Genomic DNA, 22,496 nt, shown 5'->3' with positions numbered 1-22,496 from the left:
AAAACAGACCTACAAAATGCTGCTAAAGTTAGAGCCACCAATGGGCTGATGGTTCATATCTTTGGAGCATTAGTCACAGCCCTATTTCACTATATTTTCTAACCCAAGATTCGCATTTAATGTAAAATTATAGTTTTTAGTAGATTGAAGGCAGAAGGACAAAAGGCATTTTTTAAGAATTAACCTTGTAAATGTAAATCTGATTTTACATTTACAAGGTTAATTCATTAGCTTCCTGACCTATCTCACGCCACATACTTTACAATCAACCGCTTCGCAATCGGCAATAACGTTTCCTGAACGGGATAATCGGCAGGAGATTCCACAAGGTAAGTGGCAGGATTTGGCAATTCCCGCCTTTTTTTAATGAGTGTCAGCTTGAGGTTTTCAAACGTTGTGGAGACTCCTTTACGCACCGTTTCGATATGAGTGGTACGTACTCCCCTTTGTTCATGGTGCTCAAAAAGGCGGATTTGGTAGTGATAAATATCTGTTTCACTGTGCCGTGTACGATAAAGAAATAAATAACCTTCCTTCAAATGAAGGGGTACGATACCTACCGGAGCAAAAGTAAGTTGAGCTTCAATGTCAGCGAATTGACTTTGGCCCTGTGTCAGCGTTTGCTGAAAAAGTGGCAGAGAATAATCCAAAATACTGTCAAATTCGGACAAAGTATCACTTTCTTTAAATTTCTCGTAAATAAAACTCTTTTTTTTAAGGTCTATCCCGGTCAGTTTTTTTGGAAAGGAGGCCGCTATTTGCTCTTTCGTTTGTTTCAGTTGTGCAGTTGTTTCGTAGTGTTTTTGAACATTCAACAAATCTGGGAATAACTTACACTGCCCAAAATTACTGTTAACCTCCTGTAAATAAGCCATTAATAAATATTTTTTGTACTCGAAATCAATCCATTCTTCCGTAAGCCAATCGTTTTTCAAAGTAGCCATACACTTCTATTTTAGTAGTAAGTAATTAGTGATTAGTATTGAGTAAATTGTATAAAAGCAAAGAGAAGTAGGCATTTTCCCAATACCACATACTTACTACTTAATACTTTAATGAAAACTCAATTTACTAAAAAAAACAATACTGCCAAATAAAATACAATAAAAATACCAACAAAACCAATGATTATTCCGAATATGACAGCTTTTGCGTCACAATTGATACAAAATCTGCAAAAATGGCAGAGAATTATCCTAATTAGGTGCCGGCACAGAAAATGATACCTTTGCCTACGATAAACTTATCGGTAAGTTTCATTCATTGTAAAACCATTTAAATCCCTGATAATTATGTCAGCAGTTGCAGAAAAAGTAAATGTTAAGCCGTTAGCAGATCGCGTGCTGGTACAAGCCGCCCCTGCCGAAGAAAAAACCGCTTTTGGTATCATTATCCCGGATACTGCGAAAGAAAAACCCCAACGCGGTACAGTAGTAGCGGCAGGTCCCGGTAAAAAAGATGAACCCATCACTGTAAAAGTAGGCGATACCATTCTTTATGGTAAATATGCCGGTACAGAAATCACCGTTGACGGCCAAGAGTACCTTATTATGCGCGAGTCAGACATCTTCGCTATTATCTAATTTTTGTTATTCGTTACTTGCTTATCTGTCTTGTGTGCGTTTTCGCTACTGTCAGAAAACGAATAACCAATCCCAAATCACAAATCACACATTCACAATCGCAGCGGCGAACCGCTCACTCATTTATTAAAATTATGGCTAAGAAAATATTTTTCGATACCGAAGCACGTGACAAAATCAAAAGAGGGGTAGATACCCTTGCCAATGCCGTTAAAGTAACTCTCGGCCCAAAAGGTCGTAACGTCATCATTGAAAAAAAATTCGGCTCACCAGCCATCACTAAAGACGGTGTAACGGTAGCGAAAGAAATCGAATTGAAAGATGCAATGGAAAACATGGGTGCTCAACTCGTGAAAGAAGTTGCTTCTAAAACAGCTGACGCTGCCGGTGATGGTACTACTACCGCTACTGTATTAGCGCAGGCTATTTATACAATCGGCTCTAAAAACGTAGCTGCTGGTGCCAATCCAATGGATTTGAAACGCGGTATTGACAAAGCGGTATTGGCCGTAACTGCCAATCTTTCTGCTCAAGCCGAAAGCGTAGGTGATGACTTCAGTAAAATCGCTCAGGTAGCTACCATTTCTGCCAACCATGACGAAGAAATCGGTAACATGATTGCTGACGCCATGAAGAAAGTAGGTACAGAAGGTGTAATTACGGTAGAAGAAGCTCGCGGTACTGAAACTGAAGTAAAAACAGTGGAAGGTATGCAGTTTGATCGTGGTTATTTGTCGCCTTACTTCGTGACCAACGCAGAGAAAATGGAAGCGGAATTGGAGAAACCTTTTATCTTGATTTCTGAGAAAAAAGTATCTTCAATGAAAGAATTACTTCCTGTATTGGAAGGTGTAGCTCAAACCGGCCGTCCTTTGTTGATCATCGCAGAAGATGTAGACGGCGAAGCATTGGCTACGTTGGTAGTAAACAAAATCCGCGGCGCTTTGAAAGTATGTGCGGTAAAAGCTCCGGGCTTCGGCGACCGTCGTAAAGCAATGTTGGAAGACATCGCTATCCTGACAGGTGGTACCGTAATCGCGGAAGAGCGTGGTTTCAAATTGGAGAATGCTGATCTTCAATACTTGGGTCACTGCGAAAAAATCATCATTGACAAAGACAACACAACGATTGTAAACGGTTCAGGTGACGCAGAACAAATCAAAGGACGCGTTAACCAAATCAAATCACAAATCGAAAACACAACTTCTGACTACGATCGCGAAAAACTCCAAGAGCGTTTGGCGAAATTGTCAGGTGGTGTAGCTATCCTTTACATTGGTGCTGCTACCGAAGTTGAAATGAAAGAAAAGAAAGACCGTGTGGATGATGCTCTTCACGCCACTCGCGCTGCCATCGAAGAAGGTATCGTAGCAGGTGGTGGAGTAGCTTTGATTCGTGCTATCGAAGCGTTGGATGCCGTTGTAGGTTCTAACGATGACGAAATCACAGGTATCAACATCATCCGTCAGGCTTTAGAATCACCTTTACGTTGTATCGTAGCTAACGCCGGTGGCGAAGGTTCTGTGGTAGTAAACAACGTGAAAGCAGGCAAAGGCGGTTATGGCTACAATGCCAAAAATGATACTTACGAAGATCTTTCCGCAGCGGGTATCATTGACCCTAAAAAAGTAACTCGTTTGGCATTGGAAAATGCAGCTTCTATTGCAGGTATGTTGTTGACTACCGAATGTATGATTGCTGACGAACCGGAAGAAAATGCTGGTGCAGGCGCAGGTGGCCACGGTCACGGCGGCGGAGGTATGGGCGGCATGATGTAATTATCAGCCAACCAGATTGTATACGAAAGCCCTCGGACTTCCGGGGGCTTTTTTAAATTTTTTATTCTTGTACAACGTTATCCAATCAATGTAAGTTAATATTTCAGCCACTATTTCAGATTTTTTCGTTATTTTGTCCCAAATTTTTCTGTCAATTTGGCAGCCCCACGTATGAATCTTGACCCAAATGAACTATATACCAGACTGATGTTGGCCGAATCAGATTTGGATAGCCTTGAAATATTGCCATTAGGTGGTCCCGAGGGCGACGATGAACCCATCGAAATGCCCGAAGAACTTTCCATTTTGCCTTTACGCAATACTGTTTTGTTTCCGGGAATGGTGATTCCTGTCACCGTGGGTCGTCAGAAATCCATCCGTTTGGTCAAAAAAGCCTACAAAGGCGACCGCATCATTGGGGTCATTGCCCAACAAAACCAAGACAAAGCCGAACCTACCAGTACTGATTTATACGCCATTGGCACCATGGGGTACATCATAAAGATGATTACCTTGCCCGATGGCAATACCACTATCATTTTGCAGGGGCGTCAGCGTTTTCGCGTCAAAGACTATGTACGCGAAGATCCTTACATGATTGCCAAGGTCTCTCCTATTGAAGACTATTTCCCCAATCAAAATAAAAAAGAATCGAAAGCGCTTATTCAGTCGCTCCGCGACTCAGCACATAAGATTCTCAGACTCAATCCCGACATTCCACAGGAAGCACGTATCGCGCTGGATAACATTGAAAGTCCAACGTTTCTGACGCATTTTCTGTCCTCAAATATTAATGCGGAAGTTTCTGACAAACAGGAATTACTCGAAAAACCGACCATTCCTGACCAAGCTAATAAGCTTTTGGAGTTCATGCTGCGTGAGATTCAGATGCTCGAACTCAAGCGCGACATCCAAAGCAAAGCAAGCATCGACATTGACCAGCAGCAGCGCGACTATTTTCTGCGTCAGCAAATCAAAGTGTTGCAGGACGAGCTCGGTATGGAAACTCCCGAGCGTGAATTGGAGGACATTCGTTTTCGGGCAGCCAAAAAGAAATGGTCGGAAACGGTTAAAAAACATTTCGAAAAAGAGTCACAGAAATTACAGCGTATTAACCCGATGGCACCCGATTACCCTGTCACACTCAACTACCTTGAGTTGATGGTGGATTTGCCTTGGGGAGAATATACCAAAGACAATTTTGATCTGAAACGGGCTCAAAAAGTATTGGATGCCGACCACTTTGGTCTGGAAAAAGTCAAAGAGCGTATCATTGAATACTTAGCCGTTCTAAAATTAAAAAATAGCCTTAAAGCGCCCATTTTGTGTCTCTATGGCCCTCCGGGGGTGGGGAAAACATCGTTAGGGAAATCAGTGGCCAAAGCTTTGGGACGAAAATACATCCGGATGGCGTTAGGAGGGTTGCACGATGAAGCGGAAATTCGCGGACACCGTAAAACCTACATCGGTGCCATGCCGGGCAAAATCATCCAAAATATCAAAAAATCGGGTTCGTCTAATCCCGTTTTTATCTTGGATGAAATTGACAAAGTAGGCTCCGATTTCCGTGGCGACCCGGCGTCGGCCCTGCTTGAAGTGCTTGACCCGGAACAAAACAATGCCTTCACCGACAACTATTTAGAGGTTGAATACGACCTTTCTAAGGTATTGTTTGTAGCAACTGCCAACTCTTTAGAAACCATTCACCCTGCCTTGCGCGACCGAATGGAAATCATTGAACTGACGGGCTATACCGTAGAAGAGAAATTGCAGATTGCAAAAAAATACCTCGTCCCAAAACAACGCAAAGACCACGGTTTAGACACCAAAGCTTTTGCCGTGGATGACAAAGCTCTTTTGAAAATTGTTGAGCATTATACCAGAGAATCAGGCGTCCGGAACTTGGAACAAAAAATTGGAACCCTCGTTCGTAAAGTAGCAAAATCCATTGCACTTGAAGAAGATTATCCTAAAGTAATCAAGGCTGACCACGTGGAGAAACTGCTGGGAGCTGAGATTTTTGACAAAGATTTATACCAAGACAACGACAACGCAGGAGTGGTAACTGGTTTGGCGTGGACGTCAGTGGGCGGCGAAATTCTCTTTATTGAATCCAGCCTTAGCCGAGGTAAAGGAGGACTGACTTTATCAGGACAATTGGGTGATGTCATGAAAGAATCAGCTATGACAGCTCTTTCCTACCTGAAAGCCCATTCCGACGAACTGGAAATTGATTACCGAGTTTTTAACCATTACGATTTACACATTCACATTCCAGCCGGGGCAGTACCAAAAGACGGCCCTTCAGCGGGTATTACCATGTTGACTTCGATGGCCTCCATCTACACTCAACGCCGGGTCAAAACCCACCTTGCGATGACGGGCGAAATCACCTTACGCGGAAAAGTATTACCCGTAGGCGGTATCAAAGAGAAAATTTTAGCGGCCGGGCGTGCGGGTATTACCGAAATTGTTATGTGTTCTAAAAACCGCAAAGACGTAGAAGAAATCAATGGAAGTTACATCAAAAATCTGAAATTCCACTACGTGGATACCGTGCAGGATGTCTTAGCGATTGCTCTGCTTTCTGAAAAGGTTCAGAAACCGACCAACTTTATATTGCCCGAAGAAAAGAAAGAAAATATTCCAGTTTTGTCAAACTAACTGCTTATTTATCTACCCGGGAAGGCTCATAAAAGGTGTTGATAGTATGTCTATCAACACCTTTTCTTTAACTTTGCCCCTCGATTAATACATTTCCACCAATGAAACACAAAGAAATCAAATTTACCATTGAACAGGATGAGGAGAAAATCCCAGAAAAAATATACTGGGAAGCTACGGATAATCCTAACGAAGGGTTGGAAGAAACCAAAGCGATTGCAGTAGGCGTATGGGACCATTTCCACCGCGGTACCCTATTTATTCCACTCTGGTCTAAAGACATGGCAGTATTGGACATGAAGCGCTTCTGTATTGAAATGATCGGTTGCGTAGCCGATACACTCCGCAACGCAACTGGCGATGAAATCATGGCTGCCCAAATAGATGAAGTAGGAATGGCACTCACTCAACGCCTGCAAAGAGAAATAAAAGCGGCGAAATAAAATACATTACACTGTCCATAGTTCCCCCATTGGGGGTTAGGGGGCTTTATTTAATCACTCAATGATAAAAATAGGCATTGTCGGAGCAGCCGGATATACAGGAGGAGAGTTGCTCCGGATTTTAGTCAATCATCCCAACGCAGAAATCGCTTGGGCACATTCAAAAAGTCAGGCAGGTAAGCCGGTGTACGCTACTCATACCGATTTGTTGGGCGACACAGATTTAACATTCTCAGGAGATGACATTGCTTCTTTACTCGCATTGGACGGATTAAATGTTATTTTTCTTTGTTCCGGTCACAATGAATCAAAGAAGTTTTTAGTTGAAAACACAATCCCTGATTCACTTAAAATCATTGACTTAAGCACCGATTTTCGGGACCAGACCAATGATTTCGTATATGGGTTACCGGAATTGCAACGGGAAAAAATCAAAACTGCGTCCAAAATTGCTAACCCGGGCTGTTTTGCGACCAGTATTGAATTAGCCTTATTGCCATTAGCCGCGGCAGGTTTACTGACGGACGATATTCACGTAAGTGCGATTACGGGCTCAACGGGTGCGGGTCAAGCTTTGAGTGCAACTACGCATTTTACGTGGCGCAACAACAACGTTTCGATTTACAAAGCATTCACTCATCAGCACCTCAAAGAAATCAAGATGAGTCTCACTGCCTTGCAATCAGGCTTTACGAAAGAGGTGAATTTCATTCCCTACCGCGGTGATTTTGCCCGTGGAATCATGGCGAATGTATACACCAAGTTTTCGGGAACAATTGAAGAGGCACTCGCACTTTATCAAAATTACTATGCTTCGCACCCGTTCACCCACGTAAGCACGCAGGACATTGATTTAAAGCAGGTAGTGAACACCAATAAATGCCTTATCCAACTCCAAAAGCACGAGGGGAATCTGCTCATTACTAGCGAGATTGATAACCTAACCAAAGGAGCATCCGGACAGGCAGTACAAAATATGAATTTGCTTTTCGGACTTCCTGAAACAGCAGGATTACGCCTGAAAGCTGCCGCCTTTTAGGAAGCAATACTTTAGGCCGCTGCATTTTCCACCAACAATAGAGCAACATGAGCAAATTAGCTTTTTCAACCGGCAGTTTTTGTCTCATTTTGCTTTTTTGGGCTTGCAGCATCAGTGACTACCCCTCCACAACTCGTACCTCTTGGATAACAGAGTATTGCGACACCACACAACGACTTGAAAAGCTTGAAGTCATTGATTTGGTGTTGCCTTTTTTGCAAGCTGATACCCTCAAAGAGTTGTTGACCGAGGTTCCCACCGTTTTTATGGCAATCGTAGAAAATAGCAAACTTCAACAGTCAGGTGCGGTTTCAGCCGCTTCTTTCAAAGACAGACCTTTCGCTTTATCATTGAGTGATTCATTGTCACAGACTGACACTTTAAATTGGCTCGACCAAACCTACCTGTGGACACTCGCCGACCGTCCCGATTATCCTTATGACCGTTATGAGCCTCTTTTGAGAGAAACAAGAACTCGATTTTTGGTAAAACGGGATTCAATGATGCAAGCCTATCTTCGTCAATATCCAAAATACAAGCTTCGTGTTCAATCCGATTTGCGGGGAAGTGGCAATCAACGTCGCCACTTAGCAATGGGAAAAAGTGTATCTCCCTTATCACAACACAATTTTGGCTTGGCTTCCGACATCGCGATTGTCTATAAGGGACGGCAGTTACAACACATTAATTATTATAAAAACTTTATTGGAGATATAGGCGGGCAATATGGTCTGACGTGGGGCGGTACCTTTTTGGGTTTCATCGACCCGAATCACGTTCAGCATTTCAAAAAATCGTCTGAAATGTTACAGCAATTACCCGCGTTAAGGTTTGAATATGAGCCTTATGGACGATATTTTAAAAACCGTGTTCAGCGCATGACCGCTGCCGGAAAAGCTGAAAAAGTAGAAGATACCAAAGCCTTATTAGAGGTTTTACATGAACTGCATCAAGGAAAATCCTGCGTTTGTGATACCCTCGCTGAACGCCCTACTCCTGCTCTGCTACGCACCATTCAGGAAAGATTTCAGAAAAATAGCTACCAACCTTACCGCGACATTTTACTCATTGGTGATATTGACAGTCAGACGGTTACCCTTTTTCATCCCGCCGGTGTTCAGAAAACACTGAGATTGGGAAAATGGAAATAAATACCTCGATTGGTTGAGATTTTCGTTAATGTATGTTAAGAATGAAGCCAACGTCTGTTTTTAGCTAATTTTGTAGCACAGATCCTCTATCTGCAAAAGAGATACCCAATGATTTTCAAAAAAAATAACGATTCCCATTGCAACCCCAACGCAGTTTTTTGCGTAATGGAGTTTAAATGGCTTATTTCTTTTATGAGTTTGCTGACTTTTACAACTATCTACGCCCAGCGCCCTGCTTCCGGCCCGCCACTTACGGCAGGCGAGGAGAAGGTTTTTCTGCTCGGTGCTGATAGTATTACCATCAACAAACTCCCCGATGGCACTGAAATACGACGCGTGGTCAATAAGGTAATCTTTCGTCACAAAGGCGCGTTGATGTACTGTGATTTAGCCATTCACAACGTAGCTTCCAATGCCCTCGAAGCGTATGGTCACGTTAAAATCGTGCAGGGAGATACCGTAACTGTTACGGGTGATACTCTTTTTTACTATGGTAACAGTCGTTTGGCAAAAGTCTCGGGCAAAGTAGTTACCCTCAAAGACCGTAAACGCACTGTGACTTCCAATCGCATTGAATACGATATGGCAAGCGGGGTTGCGTTTTATCCTGACCGTGGCAAAACCGTAGATGCCGAAAATACCCTTACCAGCAAGCAGGGTTATTACGATACGCGCACCAAGATTTCAACGTACTACCACGACGTTAAATTAGTTAACAAGAAATACACGCTGACAACCGATACATTGGTCTATAATTCGCTTACTAAAATGGCGGATTTCAGAAGTCCTACCAAAGTCGTAAGCAAAGACGGAACCGTCATTGCTAAAAATGGTTCATACAATACTGAAACGGGTGAATCTGTGTTTCGTACACGAACTACCATTGATAACCCTGATTATACGCTAACGGGTGATTCCCTTAGTTTTGATAACCTCAATAAAAAAGGATTTGCCAAAGGAAATGTCGAATTGGTTTCTAAAAATGACGAGACGATTCTGAACGGGGACTTTGGGCAGTACAATGGAAAATTAGGGCGCTCGAAAGTATGGGGACATGCGCTTACCCGTACGGTAATTTCTAAAGATACGCTCTTTATGACCGCCGATACGCTGTATTCCATTGAAATTCAAGGGGCAAAAGCTCTACCAACAAAGAAAGCATCAAAAAACGTTATAGATTCAGATACAAGTGATGCTCAAAAACCCCGACAATTGATTGGGTATAAAAACGTACTGTTGTATAAAAAAGACTTGCAGAGCAAATGTGATTCCTTGATTTACAATTCGTTGGACTCTACAATAACCTTTTTAAAGAAGCCAATCATCTGGTCAGGCAAATACCAGATGGAAGCCGATTCCATTGTTGCTCAATTAATCAATCAAAAACTGAGAACCATGTATCTGAAGGCAAAATCATTTGTCATCGCTCAGGATACACTGTTCAATTTTAACCAAGTCAAAGGACGACGAATTACGGCCTTCTTTGATGACAGCACGCGTTTAGAACGAGTTTTTGTAGAAGGTAATGGAGAGAGTGTTTATTTTGCCGCCAACGAAGCCAACAAACCTATGGGGATGAACCGGGTTGAATGCGCTAAGATGACGCTTAATTTTAAAAGAAATCAGGTAAATCGAATACAGTTTGTGGGACAACCGGACGGTCGTTTTATTCCGCCGCAGGGAGTGAAAGCGGAAGGCAAACAATTGGACGGATTTAATTGGCGAATTAAAGAAAAACCAACAAAAACGGATGTATTGGCCAAAACTAATTTTAAACCAAAGCCTCCCAAAATTGTCAAACCAATTGAAAAACCACAGGATAAAACGAATCAAACTGTAAAAAAAGAAGTCTTAAAAACGAAAGTAAAACCAAAGTTGAAGAAACTTTAGTGTATAAGAAACTTTTTACGTTCGTTGCCCGTATATTATTGTACACCGTTTAATAAATTTTAACAACATTTTAAGGCATGATTTTTGATTATTCAGGAATAAGCCTATATTTTTGCTAAAAATACAATTGCAGTATGCACTTACAAGAACCATCCAGCTATGAAAAAAAATATACTTATATACGCTTTATTCACTTGCTTCAGTTTCCTGGCGCTAAGTGACGCAGCGGCGCAGTCGGAAGCCAGCCGCAACAAAAGCCGCTTAAACATTGGTAAAAAACTTACTGAAAGTACTGCGTATACATTTACAAAAATACCAAGCACGCTTGATCGTAGTATAAAATTGCGCCCAAGTGCGGCAATTAACGCCTATTATCGTTCTATTTTACTTAATCCAACTACGGGAAACAGCACCAGCGTTGCTAACAAAAATCGTACCATTAAAGAAACTACGGCCGTTGCTGCTACTGAAGCACGCCCTAATTTGGAAGATGCTGCTAAATCTGAAGATTTATTATTTGTAAGTGATAAGCTGCGTGTTTTGAATGCCTACCCCAATCCGGCAAATGAGTATACTGAGATTGACTATCAAATGTCGGTAGGTGTTGGAAATGCTAAAATTGCCTTATTTAACGTCATTGGCAATAACGTAGCTGAATATGACTTGGATAAAAATGATCACCAGCTTCGCATCCCTACTCGTGAGATGCCAACAGGAGTTTATTTTTATCGGTTACTTTTGGAAGGTAAGGCAATTGCAACTAAAAAATTGTTGGTTCGTCACTAATAGTTCAACTTCTCATCTCTTTCCCGTATATACTTTTTTTGCTTCTGTTTCGTTATGAAATATGAAGCAACTTTCGTATTTTTGCGCCCGCTATGCGTAACACCCTATTTGGATATATCCTGCTGATTTTGACTACCCTTGTTCTGGGTTCGTGCAGCAAATTTGCAAAACTGCAAAAAGAAGGTACCCTCGAGCAGAAGTATGAGGCAGCTCTTCAGTATTATAAAAAAGCCGATTACTACCACGCCGGTTTACTCTTTGAAGAAATCACTCCTCTTCTGAATGGTAAAGACGCACGTCAGGCCGAATTAGCTCAGTTTTATAACGCCTACTGTAACTTCAAACAGGCGAACTATAACATGTCTCAGTTCCTGTTTAAGAACTTTTACGAGACATTTCAACGAAGCGAATACGCGCAGGAAGCGTTGTATATGCACGCCTATTCATTGTACAAAGACTCGCCCAATTTCAATTTAGATCAAGCCAGTACTTTAACAGCCATCAGTGCTCTACAGGATTTCATCAATACCTACCCTGAAAGTGCTTTTAGAGAAGAAAGTACTTCGCTGATTTTAGAATTGCGGGAAAAGTTGGAGAAAAAAGCCTACGAAAAGGCAAAGCTCTACTACCAAACCAGCGAAGCTAACATTGCAAACTTTCGCTCTGCAGTGGTTGCTATCACCAATTATCAGAAAGATTTTCCCAGTTCTAAATACAATGAAGAATTGGCTTACTTAAGGGTTGATGCGCAGTACAACTTAGCGAAACTTAGTTTTGCCGAAAAACAAAAAGAGCGTTACCAAGATGTAAGCAAGTATTATTTGGCGTTTATAGATAAATACCCAACGAGCAAGTACATTCGTCAGGCAGAGAAGTATTATGATAGTTCTCAAAAGCAGTTGACGGCGATATTGGAAGCTGAAAAAACAGCGAAAGAAACACCACCCTCTAATACAGGAAAGCTTTCAACCCCCTCCTCATCAGGGCAAAATTGACCATTCAACATTTATCATAAATAAATATTCATTATTTCTTAAAGATATGGCAGCATCTCCTTCAATTATAACGCGTGATACTGATAAGTTGGCCGCAAAAACGGGTAACCTATACGAATCAGTAGCAATTATCTCTCGTCGTTCACGTCAGATAGCTTCTAAGACCAAAGAAGAACTCAACAATAAATTAGCTGAGTTTGCTTCAGGTATTGACAACTTAGAAGAAGTTTTTGAAAACCGTGAGCAAATTGAGATTTCGAAATTTTATGAGCGTCAGCCTAAACCTACGGGCATCGCCATTGAAGAATTTATGGAAGATAAATTGTTCTGGCGTTTCAGCGAAGACGAAGACACTAAATAGTCAAAGCAATATTCCAATTGTAAAGCCGCACAAATCTCCAGTTTGTTGCGGCTTTGTTTGTTTTCATTAAAGTTTATGTCTTTACTTCAACAAAAAAAAATTTTACTCGGTGTGACAGGAAGCATAGCTGCCTATAAATCTGCTTTGCTTACCCGTTTGTTAGTAAAAGCAGGAGCCGAAGTTCAGGTAGTAATGACCGAAGCTGCCAAAGAATTCATTACCCCTTTGACATTGGCTACTTTGTCAAAACGTCCTGCCCTATCCAATTTTGTTAAAAATGAAGTAGGCGATTGGAATAATCATGTGGAACTGGGCCTTTGGGCAGATGCCATCGTTATCGCTCCTGCTACAGCACATACTTTATCCAAATGTGCCAATGGGATATGTGATGACCTGCTTACGGCAGTTTATTTATCTGCTCGTTGCCCTGTCTTCTTCGCACCTGCCATGGATTTAGACATGTATCAACATGGCTCAACCGTTGAGAACTTACAGAAACTGACTCAGTACGGAAATCATATTCTTGATGCCGAACATGGTGAATTAGCCAGCGGGCTTACAGGAACAGGGCGCATGGCGGAGCCCGAACATATTCTGGCTGCTTTGGAAAAGCACTTTTCTCAAAGCCCGACCTTAAAAAATAAACACATTTTAATTACCGCAGGGCCTACCCAAGAATCAATTGACCCTGTTCGTTACATCAGCAACCATTCCACCGGAAAAATGGGGTATGCTATTGCTCAAGCTTTTGCCTACGCAGGCGCGAAGGTGACACTTGTGAGCGGTCCTACGGCGCAACCTGTTCCTGACTCAGCGATTCAATTGATTAAAGTACGCTCTGCTCAGGAAATGTATGAAGCTACTCAGGAAGCATTTCCAAGTGCCGATGTAATTATACTTTCAGCCGCAGTGGCCGATTACACCCCTACCCATCCTGCCGACCGAAAAATAAAAAAGGAAGAAGCGCATTTTAACATTGAGCTTACCAAAACCGTTGACATCGCCGCTACGCTTGGACAACAAAAAAAGGAGGGGCAAATCATGGTTGGTTTTGCTCTTGAAACCGATAACGAGTTTGATAATGCGCTGGGAAAACTTAAATCTAAAAATTTAGACTTAATTGTATTAAATTCGCTCAACGACAAAGGCGCAGGTTTTGCATACGATACCAACAAAATTACCGTTATTGAAGCGGGTGGCTCAGTCCATCACTTTGATTTAAAATCAAAAACGGAGGTAGCTCATGACATTTTAAAACTTGTGTCATCGAAATTGTAATTGATAACCTCTAGCAAAACAACCGTTAATCTTAGATAATCGTTGGTAATGAAACTAATAACAAGCTATTGCAGGGTTCTTTTATTCACCCAATTACTAATTTTCTCCTTCTCTCATTTTGCCCAGGCGCAAGAGTTGAATTGTACGGTGATGCTGAACTACAATCAGCTGTTTTCGCAACAAAACACGGACAATGCCAACCTGAATCAGTTGAAAAGTGTGATTACTGATTTTATAAATGCCCGCCGTTGGACCAATGACAACTTCAATCCAGAAGAGCGCATCAATTGCAAACTCAATATTAACCTTATCCGTTCTCCGGCACAGGGCGTCTACGAAGGTACGGCTCAGTTAGTAGTGACTCGCCCGGTTTTTGGCAGTAATTATGAAACAGTTCTTCTCAGTTATGTAGACCGTTTTTTCAACTTCAATTACCTGCCAAGCAATCCGATGTACTTTAATGAAAACACGTACAGCGACGAACTAACACAGATGTTAGCTTTTTATGCTTACATTGTTTTGGCAGTAGATTACGATTCATTTAGTAAACAAGGCGGTAATCCTTACGTTCAAAAGGCTTTTCAATTGATGAATATTGCCCAAAACAGTTCCGGGGCAGGTTCAGCCTGGCGCTCAAGCGGTGATGTTCGCAGCCGTTTTTGGTTAGTCGATAACCTGATGAATCAGCAAATACTCCCCTTTCGGGAAGGGATCTATACTTATCACCGACTGGGTCTGGATACCTTTACTGAAAACCCCATCGCAGCGCGTCGGCAAATCATGAATGTACTTACGACCGTTCAACAGGTAAGTAAGTTGATGCCTACTTCGGTTTATATCAATTCTTTTTTTGATGCCAAAGGAGAAGAAATTTACAAAATCATGGCTGAGGCAAGCAAAGACGAAAGGCAAAAAGCCTTTACAATACTCTCCCAACTTGACCCTGCCAAAACGGAAATGTATCGCAAACTCTTAAGATAAATGGGAAAACGATTGATTCGCGTTTTTCAACCCGACTTGGAAAATCGTAGTGCTGAACTTCTCGACCGAGACATCAATGTTGTTTTGAAAAGTAATCAAACTTTTTTTGGGCATTGTTGGAAAATTGAAAATCAACTAATTTTTCTTAAAGACCTCCGCAAACACGAACATAACTTGGCTTTTTCGCAAATTGAATCAGTAATTTATGATCAATCGGCGATATTTTGACTACTTCCAAACCCAAAGCCATTCTATTTTGTTGAATAGTTGACTAACTTCGCGGTGGTTCAACCGATTGCTTTATGCTTGCACATCTGCTGATTAAAAATTACGCATTAATCGAACAGTTGGAATTGACTCCCGACCCTCAGCTCAATATCATTACGGGCGAAACAGGGGCGGGAAAGTCTATCATGTTGGGTGCCATTGGGCTTCTGCTGGGAAGTCGTGCCGATACCAAGGTACTTTATAATCCCGCTGAAAAGTGCATCATCGAAGGCACCTTCGATTTGTCTGGGTATTTTATAGAACATCTGTTTGAGGAAGAAGAATTGGATTTTTCTTCCACATGCCTCATTCGGCGCGAAATAAGCCCCACCGGTAAGTCACGGGCATTCATTAACGATACACCCGTCAATTTGGAAATATTGCGCCGTATTTCAGGCCAACTCATGGATATTCACTCACAGCACGATACGCTGTTGCTGGGTTCCAATGAGTTTCAGTTACAGATTGTAGATACGTACGCCCAAAATGAGGCTGTTTTACGTCAGTATCATGCTGACTATCAGGGCTATCGTAAAGCCCATCAAATTCTTGAACGCTTAAAAACGGAGGCGGCTCAACTGCGTAAAGAATCTGATTACAACCAGTTTTTGTACGATGAGCTCGAGAAAGCCCGCCTTCGGGCAGAAGAACAGGAGCAATTGGAGCAGGAACTTAATATTCTGGAAAATGCCACGGATGTCCGCGAACGGTTGCAGTTGGCAAGTGAATATTTGGACAATCCAGAACAATCGGTGATTTCTTTTCTGAAGAACGCAGTTGGCAGTTTGAATGCAATTGGAAAAATTGCTCCCCAGTATGAACTTCTGCGCGAACGGGCTCAAAGTGCGTACATTGAACTAAAAGATTTAGCTTCCGAAATCAGTTACGAGCAAGACAATGTAGAGATTGACGATGCCCGGGCCGAAGAAATAAGAGAGCGCCTTAATTTATTTTATCATTTACAACAAAAGCATCAGGTAAAAACGCTGGCGGAACTGATTGCCATTCAGAAGGAATTGGAGAAAAAAGTGAGTCGAGTACTGAATCTGGATGAAGATATTGCTAAGGCCCAAATCATTTCAGAAAAAGTCCATGTAAAACTCATCAAGAGTGCTGAAAAACTTTCCAACACTCGGAAAGCAGTGATGGATCCTTTAGAAAAACAGGTTAAAACCTATCTTTTAGAGCTTGGAATGCCCAATGCTGCACTCAATATCAAACATATAATTATTGAGCCAACCGATTACGGTATTGATGACGTAGATTTTCTATTCAGTGCCAATAAAGGAATCAAACCGCAACAGTTGAAAAATGTAGCTTCGGGTGGAGAATTTTCGCGTTTGATGATGGTTATTAAGTATATTTTAGCAAGTAAAAGAAAGTTGCCTACCATCGTTTTTGACGAAATTGATACAGGAGTTTCGGGGGAGATAGCCATTAAAATGGGTCAAATGATGCGTGAAATTGCTCGCAGTCACCAAGTAATTTCGATTACGCACCTGCACCAAATTGCCGTTCACGGCACAGCTCACTACTTTGTCTTTAAAGACAATTCAGCCGAAAAAACGGTCAGCAAAATCCGTAAACTGACCTTTGAAGAGCGTGTTCAGGAAATTGCCCAAATGATTGGCGGACGCAAACCCAGCGAAGCGATTGTCCAAAACGCCCGTGAAATGCTTCAGGAACAAGTGGTTCAAGGCCAAAAAGGACAGATTGGCTTGTTTTAAAACGAATATTACCTATAAGTTTATAAGAGAAAAGATGAGAAAATTAATCGTTAGTGCCATCACAATGGCTATTTTGGGTTCCTGCGGACAAGACAAAGCTGCTGTAGAACAAGCTGAAAAAGAAGTATTTGTCATCCACGATGAAGTAATGCCAAAAATAGGCCAACTGATGGAGTACAAAGAAGCGTTGTCCAAAGAGATTACTTCATTGGATAGTTTATTGAAAATTAAGTCCATAGACAGTTTGCAAAAACGCAAAGAAGAAGCATTAGCGCTAAGCAGTTCGCTTCAGGATGCCGATAAAGGAATGATGGATTGGATGCACGATTATAACGGAGATTCGCTCAAAACGCTTTCGGGGGATGAAGCACTTAAAGCCATGAATGCTGAAAAAGCAAAAATTGGAGCAGTCCGTGATAAAATGCTTGAAAGCATGGGTAAAACCGCGCAATTATTAAAGAAATAATTCAGGTTTTAAGGGGCTGGACGTCTTTTATTTAGTATCTGTATTCCACTATTCGCTTTCCATCAATCAAAAATGAAGTACTTACTTTTTATCGTTTTTGCGCTTTCCATTTGGAGTTGCAGCAAAAATACGGACCGATTACCTATTTTGGGAGAACGCGATACTGCTATTCGTACCGTAAATGGCAAGGAAGTCGTGGATACAATCTATCATACGATTCCTGATTTCAAATTTGTAAATCAGGAAGGGGATACGGTTACTGCTCAAAACTTCAAGGACAAAATCTACGTGGCTGACTTTTTCTTTACTACCTGCCCAACGATTTGCCCGGTTATGAAAAAACAGTTGCGAAAAGTCTATGAAAAGATTCAGGGGCAAAACGACATTGCTATACTCTCGCACACCATTGATCCCGAACACGATACTCCTGCGGTATTGAAAGAATACGCCCATGATTTAGGCGTAAAAGGCACTCAGTGGATGTTTGTAACGGGCCCACGTGAAAAGATTTACGAAATTGGTGAGAAACAGTATTTGGTAGTTGCTGGAGCCGATTCTACCGCGCCAGGAGGCTATATTCACAGCGGAGCATTTGTGCTGGTAGACAAAGAGAAACGAGTACGCGGTATGTATAACGGCACCGACGACGAAGCTACCAAACGGCTCATGGATGATATAGAACGCCTAAAGGAAGAGTATAAAAATAAGTAGTGAGTAGCTAATAAAAAAGATAATGGGTATAAAAAAAGTGTTTTTGAGTGTTTTTTTGATTCTTAGGATTTGTTTTTTATTCCTTTGCTTCTTCTCCATTTTTTTACTCAATTCCTGCCAAAGTGAGGGGAATGTTAAACGAGACCAATATATTGCCGAAGGATTTACGTTGTACCAAACCCACTGCGCCAATTGCCACCAACGCGACGGGAAAGGACTCGAAAATCTCTACCCTGCTCTATCGTCGGAGTATTTGATGGACAAATCGAACGTAATTTGTTGGATAAAAAACGGAATTAATCAGCCCATGACGGTTAATGGAAAAATTTATAACCGTGCCATGCCCGCTAATCCTGCTCTAAAAGACTTGGAAACTGCTGAAATTGTGACCTATGTCTATGCGACTTGGGGAAAACAAAAAGAAATCACCCCCATAGAAACGGTGCAGGAAGCGCTGGAGGAATGTGTTTCTAAATAAAAGAAGTCTTATTTTATCCATTCCCAATGAAGTAAATCATCACTCCAAGCTAATCCAATAGAAGCATTTTTATCAAAATCCCCTTCTTCTTCGGTTTTAGGGCCTGAACCATGGAAGAACATTAAATAACGTTTGATTCGGGTGTCGTTTTTCAAATTTAACACGTAGCCCGCTGTAATTCTCCCCTTGGCCCAAGTCCAGTCTTTTTGGCCGAGTACCAAAGCGGTTTCTACGTCATGCCAATTCGTTAAATCCTTTGATTTTTTGATACCAATCCCGTTTTTGGGAGAATGGAACATTACATATTCATCATTTTCGACCAATACACAGACGTTTTCGCCCGCAGGAATATGTCCGCCGTAGGTCCAATGTTCTAAATCATAGGAATAAGACCGGCTGGCACCGTTTTGTTTGTAAAAAGCCCACCATTTCCCTTTTTCTGATTTATCTTCCACCAAATAAGGGTCAATCATTCGTCCCATATTTTCTACGGCAATCTCTTTGCCTTTTACTTTCAAAAGTATGGGAACAGACCAATTTTCCAAATCTTCACTGCTCATCATAAAAAGCCGTGAATCAGCAGTACCGTACCGAGGCATTTGATTAACTGTGTAATCAGGACGCGGATACGTTTGAAGACACATTATCCATTTTCCTTTGTATCGAATGACATTGCCCGGACTCGAAAAATCAAGATTTTGGTCTTTCGGGGTCAGTTTTTTTATGGGTGACCATTTTACTAAATCTTTACTTTTACTCAAGGCTGTGTACATGTAAATTTTACCGTCATGTTCTATTTCGGTCAGAGTGAAATAAAGGTAAAAAGTACTGTTGTGCCACACCGTCATGGGATCGCGATAGGCCGTAACAGAATCGCCTTTGAACAAAATGGGAGATTTAAGTTTCCGAAAATCTACCTTTTGCCCAAAGGCGCTCACCGAAATCATCAAGAATAAAAAAAATGCACTTTTTTTCAACTGCTTTACCCTTAGATTTTAATACCCCACACATCATTCATAGAACGTCCCAATAACGCATTGGCTTCGTCATCTTTTTTGAACGATTCCTTCTTCGGATTCCATTGCAATGAACGATTGAGGCGGTAGGCAATGTTTCCGATGTTACAAACCGAAGCCGTACGGTGACCGATTTCTACATCACAAATAGGCTTACTGCGCTTCCGCATCGCGTCCAAAAAGTCTTTGTAGTGATTTTCGCTTTTATAGACGTGCTTTTCGTTTTCTCCAATCACCTTTGTAGCTAACGAAGCTGGCGTAGTTTCTATTTTTTTGCGCTGAACCCGAAGCTCGCCTTCCGTTCCGGTAAAAAGAATGGCGTTGTTCCAATCCCACTTCTCGTGGGTCATTGTGATGCCACTTTCGTAGCGATACGTCAAGAAAGGATGCTCTTTGCCGTCGGGAGCAAATACTTCTACCGGACCGCTGTCGTCCATATTTAATGCCCATTGGACAATGTCAAACATGTGAGCGCCCCAGTCGGTCACCATGCCGCCGCCAAACTCGCGGTAATTCCGCCAATTGGGAAATACATCTTTTGAGATCGGGGGCGCCAATTCGGAATTGAACGCAACGGGTGCATTGGGTCCTAACCAGGTATTCCAATCCAACCCTTCAGGAATCGGTTCAGCAGGTAAATCGTAAGGCTTTGGCGGCGGACCCACGTTTACTTTAATGCTTTTTACTTCCCCAATGTAGCCATTGCGAATCAATTCAGCCGCCTGACGAAACTCCAGCCAGGAACGCTGCATACTTCCCGTCTGAAACACACGGTTGTATTTGCGGGCGGCATTTACCATCGCCCGGCCTTCTTTGACCGTCAACGCCAGCGGTTTTTCGCAATAAATATCCTTCCCTGCTTCGGCGGCGCGAACGGCCATTGCGGCGTGCCAATGGTCGGGTGTAGCAATGACCACTGCATCCACATCTTTGCGAGCCAACAATTCCCTGAAATCAGTATAAACAGGAACCTCAGAATAGGTGCCAAGTTGTGGATTCTTTTCGTAATTCGATTTGATACGTTCCTGTGCCAACTGAGCTTTGGCTTTATACACTTCACTGATGGCGACAATGCGGGATTCGTTAGTTCCCAAAAAGGAGTTAATCAGCCCTTTGCCCTGCTTTCCGGTTCCGATAAAGCCCAACGAAATAATATCACTGGGAGCAATGTACCTTGAGCCATCCGGGCGCGTACCGCCCAGCACGTAGCGCGGCAAAATGGTAATACCTGCCAAGGCAGTAGCTGCTTTTCCTACGAAGTCCCGGCGATTCATTGAATTTTCTTCTTTCATGTTAACGTAAAATTTGAGGGTGTAGCAGTGAAGGAGTATCTTATCGTTATTTTAAGGTAATCTTGGTTTTACTTTGCTTGATTTCCGTCAATAATTGCGTCAATTCCTTCACTTTATCAGGATTTTGTTCGTACACATTGTTGGTTTCTGAAATGTCAGTGGCCAAATTATAAAGCTGACCCGGGGCTTCTCCTACTTTAGGTTTCAGTTCTCTTGGCTCGGTAAAACCTCCTGAACCAAGCCCTTCAATCAATTTCCAATCGCCTTTGCGAATGGCAAAATACCCAATGGATGAACTATGCACCACTGCCGGCTGATTTTCTACTTTTTTTGTTTTCCCCAACAGCACCGACAAAATACTATAGCTGTCTTCTGTGATGTATTTAGCGTCTTTCATTCCAACAATTTCGGCACAGGTTGACAGCAGATTAGCCAAGGTGGTAGTGGCGTTGCTGACAGTATTGGGTTTTACTTTATGGGGCCAACGAACGATAAATGGAATGCGGTGACCACCTTCAAAGGCATCGCCTTTCATGCCCCTGAACTCCCCGGCTGCGGCATGGTCAAATTGCTTTACAAAATTTTGACGCCAATAGGGACCGTTGTCACTGGCAAAAATGACGATGGTATTTTCGGCAAGACCAGATGCTTCCAATGTCTTCAATACTTCGCCCACGGCTGCATCTACCTGTTGCACAAAATCGCCGTACTCCCCTGCTTTTGATTTTTCCGAATATTCCTTTTTAGGTACCCAAGGCGTATGTGGCGCCGCCAAAGGCAGATACAGAAAGAAAGGTTTAGCAGCGGTTTGTTTTTTCAAAAATGCGTTGGCTTTCCCAACAAATTCGGGCAAGACACCATAAAAATCAAAGGATGGCGACATTTTGCCTTCGCGCCAAAAAGGACCGGTATACCCCGATTCCAACTTATTTCCATTTGTATAAGCCGTCGGCTGTTCGGTCAGTTGTTGGTTTTCTAAATAACAATAGGGCGGCATATCTAACGACGCCGGCAAAACGTACGAATAGTCAAACCCGGCAGTTAGAGGTCCTCCCGTTGGCTTTTTGGCAAAGTCAATCTCTTCAGGTTTCATCTCGGTTTTGATGCCGTAACTTTCCGTTTTCAGCAATTCTTCTTTGCCTTGTGCCATTTCCCAATCCAATCCCAAATGCCATTTACCAATGACGCCCGTTTGATAACCTTGACTTTTGAGCAAGGAAGCAACCGTAGGACGATTTTCTTCTATCAATGTACGACTGTACCCGCGTAAGACTCCCACGGGCAGGCGGCTCCGCCACGGATAACGACCGGTGAGTAAGGCATATCGCGTAGGCGTACATACCGACGAAGGCGAGTGAGCATCCGTGAATCTCATTCCCTGCGCGGCTAACTTATCAATATTGGGCGTTGCAATTTTACCTTTGGGATTGTAAATCGAAACGTCGCCATAGCCCAAGTCGTCGGCTAAAATGTAGACGATGTTGGGGGCTTTGTTTTTCTGAGAGGCCGGTTTTAGTGATAGGCAAAACAGCACCAATAAGAAGCAACAAATCGTGTAAATCAACTGTTTTATCGTACGTTTCATGTGAG

21 protein-coding genes are annotated in these 22,496 nt (G+C 42.3%); 17 read left to right on the top strand and 4 right to left on the bottom strand.

The features are described 5' to 3' along the window. Window positions 1-245: 245 nt before the first annotated feature. Window positions 246-944 (bottom strand): hypothetical protein, encoded by a 699-nt coding sequence (locus tag Q0081_RS07260; RefSeq protein WP_298350806.1) that lies wholly within the window; start codon window positions 942-944, stop codon window positions 246-248. Window positions 945-1,292: 348 nt separating this feature from the next. Here Q0081_RS07260 and groES point away from each other — a divergent pair, with 348 nt between their 5' ends. The 17 genes from groES to Q0081_RS07175 all read left to right on the top strand — a co-directional run bounded on the left by groES (window position 1,293) and on the right by Q0081_RS07175 (window position 18,598). Further along, a complete protein-coding gene (groES, locus tag Q0081_RS07255; RefSeq protein ID WP_298350804.1) occupies window positions 1,293-1,583 on the top strand; it encodes a co-chaperone GroES in 291 nt (96 codons plus the stop codon). A 134-nt stretch (window positions 1,584-1,717) separates the two neighbouring features. Next, window positions 1,718-3,361, top strand: coding sequence for a chaperonin GroEL (gene groL, locus Q0081_RS07250; protein WP_298350801.1), 1,644 nt, complete (start codon window positions 1,718-1,720; stop codon window positions 3,359-3,361). Between the two features lie 171 nt (window positions 3,362-3,532). Continuing rightward, complete coding sequence (gene lon, locus Q0081_RS07245; RefSeq protein ID WP_298350798.1) at window positions 3,533-6,025, top strand: endopeptidase La; 2,493 nt, start codon at window positions 3,533-3,535, stop codon at window positions 6,023-6,025. Window positions 6,026-6,126: 101 nt separating this feature from the next. Continuing rightward, complete coding sequence (gldC, locus tag Q0081_RS07240) at window positions 6,127-6,468, top strand: gliding motility protein GldC (protein ID WP_298350795.1); 342 nt, start codon at window positions 6,127-6,129, stop codon at window positions 6,466-6,468. Window positions 6,469-6,529: 61 nt separating this feature from the next. After that, window positions 6,530-7,507, top strand: a complete 978-nt coding sequence (argC, locus tag Q0081_RS07235) for an N-acetyl-gamma-glutamyl-phosphate reductase (RefSeq protein WP_298350793.1) — start codon at window positions 6,530-6,532, stop codon at window positions 7,505-7,507. Window positions 7,508-7,554: 47 nt separating this feature from the next. Beyond that, window positions 7,555-8,658: a M15 family metallopeptidase gene (locus tag Q0081_RS07230; RefSeq protein WP_298350790.1), complete on the top strand. Its 1,104-nt coding sequence runs from the start codon at window positions 7,555-7,557 to the stop codon at window positions 8,656-8,658. A 192-nt stretch (window positions 8,659-8,850) separates the two neighbouring features. Next, window positions 8,851-10,548 (top strand): OstA-like protein, encoded by a 1,698-nt coding sequence (locus Q0081_RS07225; RefSeq protein WP_298350787.1) that lies wholly within the window; start codon window positions 8,851-8,853, stop codon window positions 10,546-10,548. Between the two features lie 159 nt (window positions 10,549-10,707). Then, on the top strand, window positions 10,708-11,334 hold the full coding sequence (locus Q0081_RS07220; protein ID WP_298350784.1) for a T9SS type A sorting domain-containing protein: 627 nt from the start codon (window positions 10,708-10,710) through the stop codon (window positions 11,332-11,334). 92 nt (window positions 11,335-11,426) lie between these two features. Next, complete coding sequence (locus Q0081_RS07215) at window positions 11,427-12,329, top strand: outer membrane protein assembly factor BamD (protein ID WP_298350781.1); 903 nt, start codon at window positions 11,427-11,429, stop codon at window positions 12,327-12,329. A 46-nt stretch (window positions 12,330-12,375) separates the two neighbouring features. Then, entirely contained in the window at window positions 12,376-12,690 is a 315-nt protein-coding gene (locus tag Q0081_RS07210; protein WP_298350778.1) for a DNA-directed RNA polymerase subunit omega, read from the top strand. A 75-nt stretch (window positions 12,691-12,765) separates the two neighbouring features. Next, window positions 12,766-13,968, top strand: coding sequence for a bifunctional phosphopantothenoylcysteine decarboxylase/phosphopantothenate--cysteine ligase CoaBC (coaBC, locus tag Q0081_RS07205; RefSeq protein ID WP_298350776.1), 1,203 nt, complete (start codon window positions 12,766-12,768; stop codon window positions 13,966-13,968). Window positions 13,969-14,016: 48 nt separating this feature from the next. Next, the gene (locus Q0081_RS07200; protein ID WP_298350773.1) at window positions 14,017-14,949 is read left to right on the top strand and encodes a DUF4835 family protein; all 933 of its coding nucleotides are present in this window, start codon (window positions 14,017-14,019) and stop codon (window positions 14,947-14,949) included. Then, window positions 14,950-15,177, top strand: a complete 228-nt coding sequence (locus Q0081_RS07195; protein ID WP_298350771.1) for a hypothetical protein — start codon at window positions 14,950-14,952, stop codon at window positions 15,175-15,177. Window positions 15,178-15,251: 74 nt separating this feature from the next. Beyond that, window positions 15,252-16,943, top strand: coding sequence for a DNA repair protein RecN (gene recN / locus Q0081_RS07190; protein WP_298350769.1), 1,692 nt, complete (start codon window positions 15,252-15,254; stop codon window positions 16,941-16,943). Window positions 16,944-16,977: 34 nt separating this feature from the next. After that, window positions 16,978-17,409: a viral A-type inclusion protein gene (locus Q0081_RS07185; RefSeq protein ID WP_298350767.1), complete on the top strand. Its 432-nt coding sequence runs from the start codon at window positions 16,978-16,980 to the stop codon at window positions 17,407-17,409. A 72-nt stretch (window positions 17,410-17,481) separates the two neighbouring features. Continuing rightward, window positions 17,482-18,120, top strand: a complete 639-nt coding sequence (locus tag Q0081_RS07180) for an SCO family protein (protein ID WP_298350764.1) — start codon at window positions 17,482-17,484, stop codon at window positions 18,118-18,120. 22 nt (window positions 18,121-18,142) lie between these two features. Beyond that, complete coding sequence (locus Q0081_RS07175; RefSeq protein WP_298350762.1) at window positions 18,143-18,598, top strand: cytochrome c; 456 nt, start codon at window positions 18,143-18,145, stop codon at window positions 18,596-18,598. Between the two features lie 8 nt (window positions 18,599-18,606). Here Q0081_RS07175 and Q0081_RS07170 read toward each other — a convergent pair whose 3' ends face one another. Genes Q0081_RS07170 through Q0081_RS07160 form a run of 3 tightly spaced genes read right to left on the bottom strand, consistent with a single transcriptional unit; the run spans window position 18,607 to window position 22,491 of the window. Continuing rightward, complete coding sequence (locus tag Q0081_RS07170; protein WP_298350759.1) at window positions 18,607-19,575, bottom strand: hypothetical protein; 969 nt, start codon at window positions 19,573-19,575, stop codon at window positions 18,607-18,609. Window positions 19,576-19,586: 11 nt separating this feature from the next. Beyond that, the gene (locus Q0081_RS07165; RefSeq protein WP_298350757.1) at window positions 19,587-20,906 is read right to left on the bottom strand and encodes a Gfo/Idh/MocA family protein; all 1,320 of its coding nucleotides are present in this window, start codon (window positions 20,904-20,906) and stop codon (window positions 19,587-19,589) included. Between the two features lie 46 nt (window positions 20,907-20,952). Then, complete coding sequence (locus tag Q0081_RS07160) at window positions 20,953-22,491, bottom strand: arylsulfatase (protein WP_298350754.1); 1,539 nt, start codon at window positions 22,489-22,491, stop codon at window positions 20,953-20,955. Window positions 22,492-22,496 lie beyond the last annotated feature (5 nt).

This window comes from Runella sp. (genome assembly GCF_027484545.1).
Classification (GTDB): Bacteria; Bacteroidota; Bacteroidia; order Cytophagales; family Spirosomataceae; genus Runella.
Note: the sequence above shows the minus strand (reverse complement) of the source record. Positions and strands in the feature narration are given on the sequence as shown.